The organism is Lunatimonas sp. (genome assembly GCF_020832325.1).
GTDB lineage: Bacteria > Bacteroidota > Bacteroidia > Cytophagales > Cyclobacteriaceae > Lunatimonas.
In genome coordinates, this window is sequence record NZ_JAFIEU010000030.1 from 16,021 (window position 1) to 30,643 (window position 14,623).

14 protein-coding genes are annotated in these 14,623 nt (G+C 44.8%); 6 read left to right on the plus strand and 8 right to left on the minus strand.

The features are described from left to right. Positions 1-38 precede the first annotated feature (38 nt). From JJU34_RS11480 to rsfS, 4 genes are all read right to left on the minus strand, one after another. Positions 39-851, minus strand: coding sequence for a hypothetical protein (locus tag JJU34_RS11480; RefSeq protein ID WP_228692513.1), 813 nt, complete (start codon positions 849-851; stop codon positions 39-41). 58 nt (positions 852-909) lie between these two features. Continuing rightward, positions 910-1,677: a UDP-2,3-diacylglucosamine diphosphatase gene (locus JJU34_RS11485; protein ID WP_228692514.1), complete on the minus strand. Its 768-nt coding sequence runs from the start codon at positions 1,675-1,677 to the stop codon at positions 910-912. A 136-nt stretch (positions 1,678-1,813) separates the two neighbouring features. Continuing rightward, positions 1,814-3,889, minus strand: coding sequence for an ATP-dependent zinc metalloprotease FtsH (ftsH, locus tag JJU34_RS11490; RefSeq protein ID WP_228692515.1), 2,076 nt, complete (start codon positions 3,887-3,889; stop codon positions 1,814-1,816). Between the two features lie 64 nt (positions 3,890-3,953). Next, the gene (gene rsfS / locus JJU34_RS11495; RefSeq protein ID WP_228692516.1) at positions 3,954-4,301 is read right to left on the minus strand and encodes a ribosome silencing factor; all 348 of its coding nucleotides are present in this window, start codon (positions 4,299-4,301) and stop codon (positions 3,954-3,956) included. Positions 4,302-4,398: 97 nt separating this feature from the next. On the opposite strand from rsfS, the gene JJU34_RS11500 reads away from it, so the two are divergent. Next, positions 4,399-5,154 (plus strand): biotin--[acetyl-CoA-carboxylase] ligase, encoded by a 756-nt coding sequence (locus JJU34_RS11500; RefSeq protein ID WP_228692517.1) that lies wholly within the window; start codon positions 4,399-4,401, stop codon positions 5,152-5,154. 76 nt (positions 5,155-5,230) lie between these two features. Beyond that, positions 5,231-6,550, plus strand: a complete 1,320-nt coding sequence (gene ahcY, locus JJU34_RS11505; RefSeq protein WP_228692518.1) for an adenosylhomocysteinase — start codon at positions 5,231-5,233, stop codon at positions 6,548-6,550. Between the two features lie 80 nt (positions 6,551-6,630). On the opposite strand, the gene JJU34_RS11510 is transcribed toward ahcY, so the two are convergent. Further along, positions 6,631-7,458, minus strand: coding sequence for a hypothetical protein (locus tag JJU34_RS11510; protein WP_228692519.1), 828 nt, complete (start codon positions 7,456-7,458; stop codon positions 6,631-6,633). 123 nt (positions 7,459-7,581) lie between these two features. Between JJU34_RS11510 and JJU34_RS11515 the strand changes: the two genes are divergently transcribed. Beyond that, positions 7,582-8,448: an SDR family oxidoreductase gene (locus tag JJU34_RS11515; RefSeq protein WP_228692520.1), complete on the plus strand. Its 867-nt coding sequence runs from the start codon at positions 7,582-7,584 to the stop codon at positions 8,446-8,448. A gap of 42 nt (positions 8,449-8,490) precedes the next feature. Here the strand turns inward: JJU34_RS11515 and JJU34_RS11520 are convergent, their stop codons facing one another. From JJU34_RS11520 to JJU34_RS11530, 3 genes are read right to left on the minus strand one after another with little or no spacing between them, the layout of a single operon-like run. Next, complete coding sequence (locus JJU34_RS11520) at positions 8,491-9,024, minus strand: hypothetical protein (RefSeq protein WP_228692521.1); 534 nt, start codon at positions 9,022-9,024, stop codon at positions 8,491-8,493. 41 nt (positions 9,025-9,065) lie between these two features. After that, complete coding sequence (locus JJU34_RS11525; RefSeq protein ID WP_228692522.1) at positions 9,066-10,028, minus strand: sodium-dependent bicarbonate transport family permease; 963 nt, start codon at positions 10,026-10,028, stop codon at positions 9,066-9,068. Further along, positions 10,025-10,534: a hypothetical protein gene (locus tag JJU34_RS11530; protein ID WP_228692523.1), complete on the minus strand. Its 510-nt coding sequence runs from the start codon at positions 10,532-10,534 to the stop codon at positions 10,025-10,027. Before JJU34_RS11530 ends, JJU34_RS11525 begins: the two co-directional genes overlap by 4 nt. A gap of 83 nt (positions 10,535-10,617) precedes the next feature. Here JJU34_RS11530 and JJU34_RS11535 point away from each other — a divergent pair, with 83 nt between their 5' ends. From JJU34_RS11535 to JJU34_RS11545, 3 genes are all read left to right on the plus strand, one after another. Beyond that, positions 10,618-11,523: a LysR family transcriptional regulator gene (locus tag JJU34_RS11535; RefSeq protein WP_228692524.1), complete on the plus strand. Its 906-nt coding sequence runs from the start codon at positions 10,618-10,620 to the stop codon at positions 11,521-11,523. Positions 11,524-11,627: 104 nt separating this feature from the next. Beyond that, positions 11,628-12,008 carry a hypothetical protein gene (locus JJU34_RS11540; RefSeq protein WP_228692525.1) on the plus strand — a complete coding sequence of 127 codons (381 nt, stop codon included), beginning with the start codon at positions 11,628-11,630 and terminating at the stop codon, positions 12,006-12,008. Positions 12,009-12,272: 264 nt separating this feature from the next. After that, positions 12,273-14,623: efflux RND transporter permease subunit (locus JJU34_RS11545; RefSeq protein WP_228692526.1), on the plus strand; the 2,351-nt coding region annotated here is incomplete at its 3' end.

A 14,623-nucleotide genomic window follows, 5' to 3' on the forward strand; every position in this document is an offset into this window, starting at 1 on the left:
CTGTTCCTGGCAGTGATTAAAGGCTGATAATAAATGGATTACCACGTTGAGGGTTTTTTAAAAATATCCACCCTGGAACCGGTGGAAAAGAAAATGCGGGTGGGAGAAACGGCCATTTTTTGATAGGTGGTATTGGGTAGATCGAAGGATTCGGTTTGTTTGGTGGTATACGCTGTTCGATAGGCTTTTTGCTGATCGAAGTAGTAAACGAAATCGTCTGTAAAATAGAGTTCTGTGTCAGGGATGTCTTGTAACCGGGTAATCAGGTTCGCCTGATTGTCAAAAATCAGTACTCCCTTACCCTGAGAATGCAAGAACAGCAGGTTTTTTCGCTCGGCAATGTTCAATATGCTGTGAAGGTCGTTGTCCAGTATCAGTGAAAAGGGTTGTTCCTGAAGGATGATTTGCCGACGATAGTCCCACTTTACGAGGCTTAGTCTGGTTTCATCCACCATCCAAATGGTGTTGCCATTTCCCAGCGTGGCTTGCCGGATTACCCCGAGGTCATGGTCCCGAATGGAAGCAGTGGTTATTGGACGTAGGAAACGGTCAAGGAGCTCAAATTGCTGCAAGTCGGCCGAAAAAAGGAATAGGTTTACGGTCCATTGAGTCTCCAGGTTGGTGAGTTTTGACCTGAACGGTGGAGAATATACATTGACGGAATCTCCGGCGGAGTTATACTGCCGGATGTTCCCCTCTTTGTCGGCAACGAACACGTGGCTGTTTCTGTCGGTGGCCAGGAGATCGATCACACCCGGCGAGATAGACGAAACCAACTGCCATTCGATGGATTGTGCCGATATTTTACCGATAAGAATGCAGCATACGAGCAGTAACTGAAAGCGTTTCATGTGTCACTCGTTTTGTCAATGTTTGTATCCCAGGACAGCTCTTACGATATACATGATTTCAGCCTTTAAACTCTTTTAGTTCAAAGCCCTGTCCATCAAATACACCGTAGTGGTATTGGCTTACCCATTCTCCTAGGTTGTAATACATAGAAGCGTTTCCTACTGGGAGGTTTAAAGGTAAATGTCTGTGTCCAAATACATAGTAGTCGAAGTGCATCTTTTGTTCCATCTCCTCGCTGTATAGGTACAGCCATTCTTTTTCCTTCCCCTTGAACTCGTCTTCTCCCTTTTGCATGTTACTTAGCCGGCTGTTTCTTGACCATAATAGGGCCAATTTAATGCCAACATCCGGGTGCAACCATTTAAACAGCCATTGGCAAAATGGGTTAGTGAAGATTTTTTTTAACATCTTGTACTTGTAATCTCCCGGGCCCAGACCGTCACCGTGTCCGATCAAAAACTTCTTTTGATTGACTTCGATCGCAATGGGATTGTGAAACACAGGGATTTCAAGTTCCTCGGTAAAATAATCCTTCATCCAAAGATCGTGATTGCCGGTAAAGAAAAAAATGGGGATTCCGTTTTGTCTCATTTGGGTGATTTTCGCCAAAAACCGCATGAAACCTTTTGGGATTACTGTTTCGTACTCAAACCAAAAATCGAACAGATCTCCAACCAAAAAAATAGCCGCTGCTTCGTTTTGAATTGAATCAAGCCAGCGCACGACCTTCTTTTCACGGATCAATGAGCTTTGTGCATTTGGCGTGCCCAAGTGGAAGTCTGAAGCGAAAAATACCTTTTGATGGTCCTTTAGCGTGATTTTCATACGGTAGAGATAACGGAGCGGTCAAAATTAAAAATTATTCGGTTTAGAACGCGCTGTTTACGCACCCAAAAAACAAATAAGGGAAGCTTGGCTTCCCTTATTTTGGTATGTTCTAACGATCAGAAGCATAAGCGACCTAGTTTTCCTTGTCTCCCACTGCGTCCGCTTTAACGACTTCCCCGGCGTCGCCTTTATCAGGGGAATCTGCATCCTGTGGTAAGGGGTCCACCGATACGGGATCTGAAGATTGACTTTCGTTTACCGATTTGGTAAATTTTTCATAAGTCGTTTCCTTGTCAAAAGGTCGTTTCCCTATAATGGCCTCCAGATCAGATTGGAAGAGGATTTCTTTTTCCAAGAGCTTCTTCGCTAATTTTTCCAATTCAACTTTTCGCTCTGAAAGCAAGGTTTTGGTGCGCTCATAGGCAAAGCCGATCAGTTTTCTAACTTCTTCATCGATTGTTTGCGCCGTTGCTTCGGAGTAAGGTTTGTCAAATTTATACTCACTACCCTTGCTATCATAAAATGACACATTACCGATTTTCTCATTCATCCCGTAGATCGAAACGATGGAATAGGCCATTTTGGTGATACGTTCCAGGTCACTCAGTGCACCTGTAGAGATTTTTCCGAAGACAATTTCCTCAGCTGCCCGGCCTCCCAGAGCCATACACATCTCGTCGATAAGCTGCTCGGTTTGGTAGAGAAACTGTTCCTTTGGAAGATACTGCGCATAGCCCAACGCTGCGATCCCACGAGGCACAATACTTACTTTGACCAAGGGATCGGCATGTTCCAAAAACCAACCTGCCACTGCATGACCGGCTTCGTGGTAGGCAACGATCATCTTTTCCTCGGGCGAAATGATCTTGTTTTTCTTTTCAAGGCCACCGATCACACGGTCTACCGCATCCTGAAAGTCTTGCATATCCACCGCCGATTTATTCCGTCTGGCGGCAATCAGCGCTGCTTCGTTACACACGTTAGCTATTTCCGCTCCTGCAAAACCGGGAGTCTGCGCAGCCAATTTTTTAGGCTCTACATCGTCCGAAGTTTTGATCGGACCTAAGTGAACTTTAAAAATTGCTTCTCTGCCAACGATATCCGGCTTGTCAATGCTGATCTGACGATCAAATCGCCCGGCCCTAAGTAAAGCGGAATCCAGAACGTCGGGCCTGTTGGTAGCCGCCAGGACGATGACACCCGAGTCGGTACCAAAGCCATCCATTTCCACCAGTAAGGAGTTTAAGGTATTTTCGCGTTCATCGTTTGATCCGGGCATTTGGCCTTTGCCTCTAGAGCGTCCGATCGCATCGATCTCGTCGATAAAGATAATACATGGGGCTTTTTCCTTGGCCTGTTTGAATAGATCTCTAACCCGCGCGGCACCCACACCCACAAACATTTCCACAAAGTCCGAACCTGACAACGTGAAGAAAGGCACACCCGCTTCGCCAGCCACCGCCTTTGCAAGGAGGGTTTTTCCGGTGCCCGGAGGACCTATCAATAGCGCACCTTTTGGTATTTTACCCCCTAGCTTGGTAAACTTAGAAGGGTTTTTTAGGAATTCTACGATTTCTTCTACCTCTTCTTTTGCTTCATCTAATCCTGCCACATTGTCAAAGGTAATCTTGACTTTGTTTTCAGCGTCGAATAGTTGAGCTTTGGATTTTCCCACGTTGAATATCTGGCCGCCAGGTCCACTGGGACCGGACATTCTTCGCATCATCATCCAAAACAAAAAGAAAATTAGAATCAAAAATCCAAAGGACGAAATCCAGTTACCCCAGCTTTCTTCCTTTTTTGCCGTATATCCTACGCGCTGATCCTCTGGTAGCTTGCTTTCGAGGCTGGCATAGGTATCTATAAAATTTGCAACGTCAGCGATGTTGATCTTGTAATGAGGACCGGTAGCGTTGTAAAAACGGTTTTGGGCTTCCAACTCGTCTCGATACCGTTGATTACTTAGCGCATCCTCCTTAAGGGTTACTTCGACGTAATTTTGGTTGTAAACAACCACAACCTTTTTAACGTCGTTCGCCAGCACCATGTCCTCAAACCTTTTCATGGTGATTTCGATCACAGCAGTGTTTTGATTAAACCACGTAACACCTATCAACACGATGACCGCTGTAATGATCAGCCAAAGCTGGAAATTGGGCTTTTGCGGAGGTTTTGGGATAAATTTTTTTGATTTATGATTATCGCTCATTTTGCTTTTATTAATACCCTAATTTTTCTGTAAAACGAAATTAAAAACCGAAAGTTCAATTCCGTTAGTTAATTGCCGTAACTTTTGCATCTCCCCATAGGTCTTCCAATCGATAGAAACTCCGGGTATCCTCTAAGAAAATATGTACGACCACGTTCACGTAATCCATTAAAACCCATTGTCCGTTTGATTTACCCTCACTCCGCCAGGGTCTTTCTTTGTGGGCTTTGATCACCTCTTCTTCGATTGATTGGGAAATTGCGTCTACCTGCGTGTTTGAGCTTCCGGAGCAGATCACGAAAAAATCTGTCATAGACTGGTTAATATTACGTAAATCCATCAATACGATGTTGGAGGCCTTTTTTTCCTCCATTCCTTTAATTATCACGCTACTCAGCTCCTCTGCCGTCATATTTTATGCTTAAATTTGTTTTCCATGCTGTCATACACCCTACCTATGTGTTCCACTTTTAAATATCTTGAATAAGGCATTAAATTACTAATTAATCATGTATAAAATCCTTGCCAATACCCAAAATTTAGGTAAAGATGTCGTATACCTGACAGAGTGTCACTCAACCAACGACGTTGCGCTTGAATTTATCCGTTCAGGCAAGGCCAGTCATGGAATGGTCTTTTGGACACAAAAGCAGACTAAAGGAAAAGGGCAAAGGGGCAATAGCTGGTTTAGCGAACCTGACAAAAACCTGACGTTTTCCATAGTGCTCAAGCATAGCGCCTTGGATGTATCGTCGATCTTTCTGCTGAATGTCGCTGTTTCCCTTGCGGTACATGCCGTCTTGAGGGAGTTTATCGATTCAATTCTCATCAAATGGCCAAATGATTTTGTGGATGCGAAGAAAGGAAAAATCGGAGGCATGCTGATAGAAAATTCAATAAGCGGTCACCAGGTTGAGTACAGTGTAATTGGATTGGGAATAAACGTGAACCAGTCACAGTTTCCGTTTCCAGGGGCCACCTCGCTTAGCTTGTTGGCAAACCGGGAATTCAGTTTGGAATCTTTGATACAGGATTTACTTCTCTCTATGGAAACAAACTACATGAAGGTAGTCAGAGGCGAAGTTAGTACTCTCCTGCCAGCCTATCTGAACCACTTGTACCGGTTTCAGCAGTGGGCCATGTACGACGATGGCGCGGCTTTTGAGGGAAAAATAGTCGGCGTTTCGTCAGACGGCCGACTCCTTGTTCAAAAACAAAACGGGGAGACCCATCGTTATTCGTTAAAGTCAATCAAATTCCTTTGATCCCGAAATTTTCTTTTGCCAGTCAAATGGTTAATTTTGTGGATTGAAAATCAAAAAATAAATAACAAGCATTCAGATGGCAGATACCAAAGTTGAAACATTTATAAAATATAAAGTAAAGGACATTTCGCTGGCCGAATATGGACGGAAAGAGATCCGTCTTGCCGAAAGCGAAATGCCTGGATTGATGGCACTGAGAGAGGAATTTGGTCCTTCCCAGCCGCTAAAGGGTGCAAGGATTGCAGGATGTTTGCACATGACCATTCAAACTGCGGTGTTGATAGAGACACTGATTGCATTGGGAGCGGAAGTAACCTGGTCCTCCTGCAATATTTTTTCTACTCAAGACCATGCTGCAGCCGCAATCGCCGCTGCAGGCGTCAGTGTGTATGCTTGGAAGGGGATGACCGAAGAGGATTTTAACTGGTGCATCGAGCAAACGCTATTCTTTGGGGAAGACCGAAAGCCTCTCAACATGATTTTAGACGACGGGGGAGACCTTACCAACATGGTGTTTGACCAGTACCCTGAATTGGTTGAAGGAATCCGAGGACTTTCAGAAGAAACCACTACTGGAGTTCTTCGCTTGTACGAGCGGATGAAAACGGGTTCCCTTTCCCTCCCTGCCATTAACGTAAACGATTCGGTTACCAAGTCGAAGTTCGATAACAAGTACGGTTGTAAGGAATCGCTCGTGGATGCGATTCGAAGAGCGACAGACGTCATGATGGCCGGTAAGGTTGCGGTTGTGGCCGGGTATGGAGATGTGGGAAAAGGTTCTGCTGCATCTCTACGTGGTGCTGGAGCTAGAGTAATTGTGACGGAGATTGATCCCATTTGTGCCCTTCAAGCGGCCATGGATGGGTATGCAGTAAAGAGAATGACGGATGCTGTCAAGGAGGCGGATATCGTGGTGACTGCCACCGGGAATAAAGACATTATCGGAGAGCCCCACTTTAGAAGCATGAAGGATAAGGCCATTGTGTGTAACATTGGGCATTTTGACAACGAGATTGATATGGCTTGGCTCAATAGGAATTATGGGCATACCAAGGATGAGATCAAACCACAAGTGGATCTCTATCACATTGATGGAAAAGACATCATCGTTTTGGCTGAGGGGAGATTGGTTAATCTCGGATGTGCTACTGGACACCCGTCGTTTGTCATGTCCAATTCGTTTACCAATCAAACGTTGGCACAGATTGAGCTTTGGGCAAATTCTGATCAATATGCACCGGGGGTTTATGTGCTTCCGAAGCATTTGGACGAGAAGGTTGCCGCCCTTCACCTTGCCAAGTTGGGAGTGGATTTGGAAGAGCTGACGGATGATCAGGCCAAATACATCGGTGTTCCGGTAAAAGGTCCCTTCAAGCCGGAATATTATAGGTATTAATCAAATACGTGCCTAGTGGGAACGCACCCTCCAGTAATCACACTAGGTATTGATTGGTTTTTAAAGACGCTGTAAGATAATTACGGCGTCTTTTTCATTTCCACACCCTCATCCAACCGAATTAAGGTATGGGTGGTACATCCGCCCTCGTCGTGGAAAGTCTGACGGTGGTTGATGTTCCGCGTAGAGGTTCGCCCGATCACCCACGATTCGACGCCAGAGGTAGGTCTAAGCAGCGGTTGGTTCAAACAATTGCTATCATAGATTTTGTTTTCCAGAATTTCCGCCTCAAAATTTCTCCCTCCTCGGTTTCGACCCTGCGCGGTGCCATTTCCGGTGATCTTGAAGATCCTGCCACCTGTTTCCAATAGTTCATACATATACCCCACATGAATTCGGGTGCTGTGGTTTTGAGGCGTTGTAATCAACAGGTCCTGGGTGAATTCCTCAAAAAACCGTCGCTCCCGGTTTAGTCCCACCAACCGGAACTTTCTAGTTCCTACTACTTGATGGTTTTCGAAGGAATAATTATCAAAAGAGATAACAACCGAATCTCCTATAGCCAAGGGGGCTTTAGAATAGTGTATCGAGATTTTCCCCCTACGCTTATTGGATGAGGTTTCGCAGGCAGCTTGTTGGCTAAATACCAATTCTACGTCTCCAGTTTGATCATGGATAGTAATTGTAGGACAATCTGGCAGTAATTTGGTCGGATCATCGCCGACGAAAAACGTCTGCCGTTGCAGTACAAAAGGCAGGTGCTCGTCCAAAAGTTTAGAAACCATATACATTTCCTCTCCCTCAAACGATTGGTCGGTCTGTAGCCTAATTCCCTCATCGGTATCACAGCCCACGCCCCAAGCAGCAGCCAACAGAATAATCAGGTACTTTTTAATTCGGTCTTTCATTATCCAAATTTAAATAAGCCCAGCGAAGTGAGGCTATCATGCAAAATTAACGTATCTTGAGGATAGAAAATTATTGAAATAGGAATAAAGGTTTTTAGGTTAGGCTAGCGACTGAAATAGAGGATGAAATACACGGATGGAATGTTACGGAAGGATGCGTTAAGCGGCCAGGTGATTCTGGTTACTGGTGGAGGCACGGGTTTGGGTAAATCAATGTCCGGATACTTTTTGGACTTGGGCGCAAAGGTGGTCATTGTAAGTAGAAAGCGGGAGGTTTTGGAAGAGGCGGCGACCGAGCTGATGGAAAGGCATGGTGGAGAAGTTATTCCCCTTGCCTGTGATATCAGCAATGCGGAGGAAGTTGAACGTATGTTTGAAAAAACCATCGAGCGTGCGGGAAAAGTTGATTCTGTGTTGAACAATGCGGCCGCCAATTTCATAAGTCCCACAGAGCGCCTGTCTACCAGGGCCTTTCGGGTGATAGTGGATATAGTGCTCATGGGTACAGTGAATATGACGTTGACCGCTGGAAAATATTGGATTGCAAATGGCCTTCCAGGGAATTTTTTGAATATCGTAACGACCTATGCGTCCACTGGATCTGGTTATGTGGTGCCAAGTGCTGCGGCCAAAGCGGGCGTTTTAGCAATTACCCGGTCTCTAGCGGTAGAGTGGGCCAAATACTCTATCCGATCAAATGCCATCGCTCCAGGCCCCTTTCCCACCGAAGGGGCTTGGTCGAGGTTGTTGCCAGGCAATTTAGCCGAAGAGTTTGACCCAGCGAAAAAAGTGCCTGTAGGAAGGGTTGGGGACCACCAAGAATTGGCGAATTTAGCGGCGTATTTGTTGTCCGATTTTTCTGCATTTATCAATGGCGAAGTAATTACCATTGACGGAGGCGAATGGCTAAAGGGCGCAGGAGAATTTAATGGATTCGATGCAGTGCCTAAGGCGCTATGGGACAAGCTGGATGAACGAAGGAAAAAATGAATGCCAAGCAGTAGAATCTAAGCATACATTTTCGAGAGGCAATTATTCCAACATCCTGTTCGTGTCTTTGAACACCCCGGGACGTTTGGGAGGGAGTGCGAGGGAATTGTCCCAAGTGGGCAGTACTTTTTGGACATTGCGTTGGTCCAATGCATTTGTTTCAATGAAATACCAGTTCCCTCGCCTTTCTGTTCCCACTGCAATTAACGATGATTCGATCGTCAGCAGTCCTTCTGGAACGGTCAATGTGGTGACGATGGGAACTATTGCATGAATCTCACTAGCGACCTGAACAGCTTCGATTGGGTCTTTCACAGTTATTTCACGTAGAAAGCGGCCTCTTTGGGTTTCCGATTCCCGAAGGGCAGAAAGCATATCTTTCATCTCTTGCGGCCCGCCGGCCTTCTCCACTAACTCCGGGTAGGTCATATCCAGTAGCATGTCCAGATCGGCATTTACTTGTGCATAGGCATAGATTTGGGCTGCCGTTCGTATCTCCTCGGTAAGTTGGGCCAACGAAGCAGGAGTGTAAGCCATACACACCAAAATCGAAATTAGAAAAAGTTGATTACGCATACATCCAGTTTTCAGCCAAGATAGGTTGTTTTGACGCGTTTTCAAAACGTGGTCACTGCCCAAAAATACAGCGGTAATCCAATGGTGATATTTAACGGAAAGGTAATCGCCAAAGCCATGGGTAGAAAGATGCCTGGGTTGGCTTTCGGAACGGCAATCTTCATAGCTGCGGGAACCGCAATATACGAAGCACTAGCGGCCAAAATAGCAAACATGAATCTGTCACCGGCCTCTGTGGAAATGTATTGGCTTAGCCAAGATACCCACAAGCCATTGAGCAATGGCATCACAACTGCAAATGCGGTGGTAGTCCAGCCGGTTTTTAGAAAATCCTTGATTTTTTTACCGCTACTGATACCCATGTCCAACAGGAATATGGCTAAAAAGCCTTTGAAGATATCGGTGGTGAAGGGTTTAATGCCCTCTGCCTGCGCATCACTGGCCAATGTCCCGATCAGCAGGCTACCCAATATTAGAATCACGCTACCATTACTTAGCGAGTGTTTTACCGTATCCTTCATTTTTCCTGTTTGCAGCGGAGAAGGAGAAAACAGCCGGACAAGCAGCACCCCCACGATTATCGCAGGGGCTTCCATAAAAGCCATTACAGCCACCATGTATCCGCTAAAATGAACATCCAAACTCTCTAGGTAACTGACCGCTGTGACAAAGGTAACGGCGCTAACGGATCCATAGGCTGCAGCTATTGCTCCGGAGTTTTCTACCCCAAGCTTCCGCTTCAACATGTAGAATGAAAAAATAGGAATCAGCGCTGCGATGAAGAGTCCGAAGAGAATCCCCCACACGATCTCCATGCTAAATTCACTGTGGGCCAATTCTTGTCCACCTTTAAACCCGATCGAAAATAGCAAATACAGCGAGATAAACTTGCTGGAATTTGGGGGTATGCAAAGGTCACTCTTGAGCTGTACGGACATTAACCCCAAAGCAAAAAATAAGAATGCCGGATTGGTTAAGTTATCGGCCAAAAGGTCGAGATTCATGCTGAATAACGGGGTAAATATTTGAATTCTCTAAGTATAGCTCCCTCCGTCTTGTTCACGATGATCCCTTTAAGCACGAGGTTTCTTTGAAGGATATAGGAAGCAAGGGTTGGATTTCCATGCATCGCTTCGAGCTGCGTTACAAGGTTTCGTTCAGCGATTTTTTTTGCCTTGCTTTGGTAATCTGCCTTTGAGAAATCTGCCATTGCTGCTTGTTCGGAATATATACCCTCAAGTATGTGGTCAATGTAGAACTCACGTGGCCGGGCCTTTTCGAGTGCATTTTGGATGAAGGGACAGTAAACATCTTGGAACAACCGAATTTCCACAATTTCAAGCGTTTGAAGGGTGGTCTTAAGTTGTTCGGCTTGGTCTTGCTTATGAAGGTGCAGGCCCAGACCAAGTGATGTAACGAAGTAATTGACGATATTTTCGTCGTTAGTCTTTCTGGAAATGAAATGCTCCAGATGGCTAGTGGGGCAAATGAGGTTTAGAATTCTGTTCATTTTTGGTCTATTTTTTCCTGCAAATTTTGAAATTTGATTTCATTTATTTTTATTTATGTTTTTAATGATAAGTATAAAAAAATATGAACTTCACCTTGCATCAGCTTCAGGTGTTTTTGAAAGTGTCTGAGACCAAGAGTATTACCAAGGCAGCGGAGGAGCTATATCTCACGCAGCCGGCGGTATCCATCCAGTTGAAAAACTTTCAGGATCAATTTGACATTCCGCTCACGGAAGTGGTGGGGCGCCAATTGTATGTGACTGATTTTGGGCAAGAGATTGCTTTTGCCGCACAGGCAATCGTCGATCAGGTCAATGCTATAAATTATAAATTAGCTGCGTATAAAGGGCAACTTTCCGGGCGATTAAAAATTGCCTCCGTTTCAACTGGAAAGTATGTGATTCCATATTTCCTATCCGGATTTATTCAGGAAAACCCTCAGGTGGAGCTGAAGCTGGATGTGACCAACAAGGTCCAGGTCCTAAACAGTTTGACAGAGAACGAGATCGATTTTGCGCTGGTGTCAATCCTGCCCGACAAGCTTCCCATACAGGCTGTTCCATTGATGGAAAACAAGCTCTATTTGGTCTCAGGTAAGCGATTCGCTTCTGAGGCGGATAGCTTGGGAATGGACGTGTTCCAGCAGTTGACGCTTATCTATAGGGAACAGGGGTCTGGTACCCGTATTACCATGGAAGATTTCTTGAATCGGATGAAGATACCCGTCAAGAAGACGCTTGTCCTAACCTCCAACGAGGCAGTAAAACAAGCGGTTATCGCTGGGCTAGGATGCTCGATTATGCCGATGATCGGGATCAAAAATGAGCTGAAGCAAGGAGACCTGCGGATAATTCAGGTAGACGGGCTGCCCATTCAAACTTATTGGAATTTGATTTACCTCAAAAGCAAAAGACTTTCCCCTGCTGCAGAGGCCTTCCTTGCCTACTTGGAAAGAGAGAAAGAGCATATCATCCAACAAAATTTTTAAGTTGGGTTGGTTGAGCAAATTCTTGAACCGTATAATTATTCAACCAAAAATTATGTACATTTACTAACCAGAACCTTTGTACTTTTGATGCGTATTTATTATTTGTGAAGTCATTTATCAAAATAGCACTCCTTGTTTTTTATGTGTTTTTCAACGCAGGGTTGAGCTATTCCATGCATTTTTGCGAAAGCAATTTTGAAAGAATTAACCTCTTTGCAGAGGCAAAAACCTGTTGCGAGTCCAACGAGCCTATGCCCGGGTGTTGCGACGATATTTCCAATTTGGAGCTTCCCAATACAGATCAGCAGCTTTCGGACGTGGTGGATTTTCAGCCTCAGACTGCTGAATTTTTAATTCCGGTTTTTCAATTTGAATTGCTTTCTTTTACATTCGATATTTTAGAGAAAACGGCCTTTGCTGATTCTTCTCCACCCATATTTCACGATACCCCCATTTATATTTTTTGTCAGGTATTCCTGATTTGATTTTTTGGTTCACGCAAACCTGCCTGTCGGCAGACAGGGACGCTAAGGCGCAAAGACCGCAAAGAATTATTTATTGCATTTAGTTTGGGATGAAGACCTGTCAGGTTTTCAAAACCTGACAGGTCTAATCCGCTTCCCTTTTCGTTAATTTTCGCTTTAAGACTCAATTGTGGAAACCTAATATCCACCAATATCCAATATCCATAAATTTCTGCCTCCATCACTCAAAAGAGTTGCAGATGAATTTAGCTAAATTCAGAATTTATGCTCAATAGTATCATCAAATTTTTCCTCGAAAATAAACTGGTGACAGTCATTCTCCTTTTGCTCGTAGTAGCTTGGGGTATTGTGACTGCTCCTTTCAATTGGAACACGGGTTTCCTCCCCAATGATCCGGTTCCCGTAGATGCCATTCCCGACATAGGTGAAAACCAGCAAATCGTCTTTACCGACTGGATGGGCCGATCTCCTCAGGATGTGGAGGATCAGATTACTTATCCCTTGACCACTTCCTTATTGGGCATGCCCGGGGTGAAATCTATCCGAAGTACTTCCATGTTCGGGTTTTCTTCCATCTATATCATTTTCGAAGAGGATATAGAGTTTTACTGGAGCCGTTCCAGAATTTTAGAAAAACTCAACTCTCTGCCTTCTGGATTATTACCCGAAGGAGTACAGCCTAAGCTTGGACCTGATGCAACGGGGTTGGGGCAGGTCTACTTTTACACCCTAGAAGGAAGGGATGAAAAAGGCAATCCTGCAGGAGGTTGGGATTTGCACGAACTTCGGAGTATCCAAGATTACTATGTGCGCTATGGTTTGGCAGGTACTGAAGGGGTTGCTGAGGTTGCAAGTATTGGAGGGCATGTGAAGGAATACCAAGTGGATCTGGATCCAGTCGCCATGAAGGCACACAATGTATCCATGATGCAGGTGATGAATGCGATCAAGCAGTCCAATCTGGATATAGGTGCCAATACCATGGAGATCAATCAGGTGGAATTTATTGTGCGTGGGTTGGGCTATGTGAAATCGCTGGATGATATTGAAATGGCGGTGGTTAAAATGACCAATAATGTCCCTCTACGTATCAAAGATATCGCAAAGGTAAACATAGGCCCAGCCAGCCGTGCGGAAAGAGCGATTTTGGATAAAGGAGGTGCTGAGGCCGTTGGTGGGGTAGTAGTAGCCCGGTATGGTGACAATCCTTTGCAAGTCATTGATGCCATCAAGGCCAAAATAGATGAAATTTCTCCTGGACTTCCTACCAAGACTTTGGAAGATGGAAGTATTTCCAAGGTAACCATCGTACCTTTTTATGACCGCTCAGGTTTGATCAAGGAAACCCTGAATACGCTGAATGAAGCCATCAGTTTGCAGATTCTGATTACCATTATCGTCATCATGGTCATGGTGTACAACCTCCGGGCTTCCATTTTGATTTCCGCATTATTGCCATTGGCTGTTTTGATGTGCTTTATCATGATGAAATATGTGGGGGTAGATGCCAATATCGTAGCCCTTTCAGGGATAGCTATTGCCATCGGAACCATGGTGGATCTGGGGATTATTTTGAATGAAAATATCCTCCGTCATCTGGAAGAATCTGATGGGCAAAAAACAAAGCTTCAAATTATTTATGATGCAACGACAGAAGTGAGTTCGGCAATTCTGACAGCAGTAATGACTACTATCGTTAGTTTCTTGCCAGTGTTCACACTTCAGGCGGCAGAGGGTAAACTCTTTGGTCCACTGGCTTATACCAAGACATTTGCTCTGATCGCAGCATTGATTTTCACTTTGGTCTTTATGCCGGCTTTTGCCCATTGGGTATTTGGTGCGAAGGTTAAATCCAAAAACTACAAGACGATTCTCAATATCGGAATGGCTATTTTGGGCTTAGTACTCTTGTTTTATTTTCCTTGGCCAGGAATGGTGTTATTGGCTTTTGCTGCCAATCACTTGGCTCATCATTTCTTCCCTACACAGACCAAAGAGGGTAAATACAAAAACCAGATAGCCATGTTAATTGCGGTCGTAGCGGTTTCGGTACTCCTTGCTTTTGAATGGAGACCTCTAGGGCTTACTCAGTCAGTTTTCATCAACTTCCTATTCATTGGTCTGGTTATCGGATTGGTGTTGGGTACATTCTCACTCTTTATCAGGTATTATGCTGTTTTATTGAAATGGTGTTTGGAGCATGCCAGAGTGTTTTTTGTCATCCCTGCGCTGATCATACTTTTCGCAGTCAATATCTGGTTGGGATTCGGTTCTGTTTTTGGATTTATCGCCAAGGGTTTCGGTCAGCTGGGTTGGAATATCCGCACTACCTCAGTTTGGTCTGGACTTACGCATGCACTTCCGGGGATGGGCAAAGAATTTATGCCAGCTTTGAATGAAGGCTCTTTCCTATTGATGCCGACTTCCATGCCGCATTCCGGCGTAGAGGCCAATATGCAGATTGTGAAGCAGCTCGATATGTTGGTTCAGGCCATTCCAGAAGTAGAAATGGTGGTAGGAAAAGCAGGACGGGCAGAAAGTCCACTGGATCCTGCCCCGATGTCCATGTATGAAAATATCATCAATTACAAGACGGAATATATTCAGGATGATGA

What these genes read in the sequence shown, in the direction of transcription:
- ftsH (WP_228692515.1), bottom strand. Translation starts at nt 3,889, where the DNA reads ATGAGCGATAATCATAAATCAAAAAAATTTATCCCAAAACCTCCGCAA.
- JJU34_RS11485 (WP_228692514.1), bottom strand. Translation starts at nt 1,677, where the DNA reads ATGAAAATCACGCTAAAGGACCATCAAAAGGTATTTTTCGCTTCAGAC.
- JJU34_RS11535 (WP_228692524.1), top strand. Translation starts at nt 10,618, where the DNA reads ATGAACTTCACCTTGCATCAGCTTCAGGTGTTTTTGAAAGTGTCTGAG.
- JJU34_RS11510 (WP_228692519.1), bottom strand. Translation starts at nt 7,458, where the DNA reads ATGAAAGACCGAATTAAAAAGTACCTGATTATTCTGTTGGCTGCTGCT.
- JJU34_RS11515 (WP_228692520.1), top strand. Translation starts at nt 7,582, where the DNA reads ATGAAATACACGGATGGAATGTTACGGAAGGATGCGTTAAGCGGCCAG.
- ahcY (WP_228692518.1), top strand. Translation starts at nt 5,231, where the DNA reads ATGGCAGATACCAAAGTTGAAACATTTATAAAATATAAAGTAAAGGAC.
- JJU34_RS11480 (WP_228692513.1), bottom strand. Translation starts at nt 851, where the DNA reads ATGAAACGCTTTCAGTTACTGCTCGTATGCTGCATTCTTATCGGTAAA.
- JJU34_RS11530 (WP_228692523.1), bottom strand. Translation starts at nt 10,534, where the DNA reads ATGAACAGAATTCTAAACCTCATTTGCCCCACTAGCCATCTGGAGCAT.
- rsfS (WP_228692516.1), bottom strand. Translation starts at nt 4,301, where the DNA reads ATGACGGCAGAGGAGCTGAGTAGCGTGATAATTAAAGGAATGGAGGAA.
- JJU34_RS11520 (WP_228692521.1), bottom strand. Translation starts at nt 9,024, where the DNA reads ATGCGTAATCAACTTTTTCTAATTTCGATTTTGGTGTGTATGGCTTAC.
- JJU34_RS11500 (WP_228692517.1), top strand. Translation starts at nt 4,399, where the DNA reads ATGTATAAAATCCTTGCCAATACCCAAAATTTAGGTAAAGATGTCGTA.
- JJU34_RS11525 (WP_228692522.1), bottom strand. Translation starts at nt 10,028, where the DNA reads ATGAATCTCGACCTTTTGGCCGATAACTTAACCAATCCGGCATTCTTA.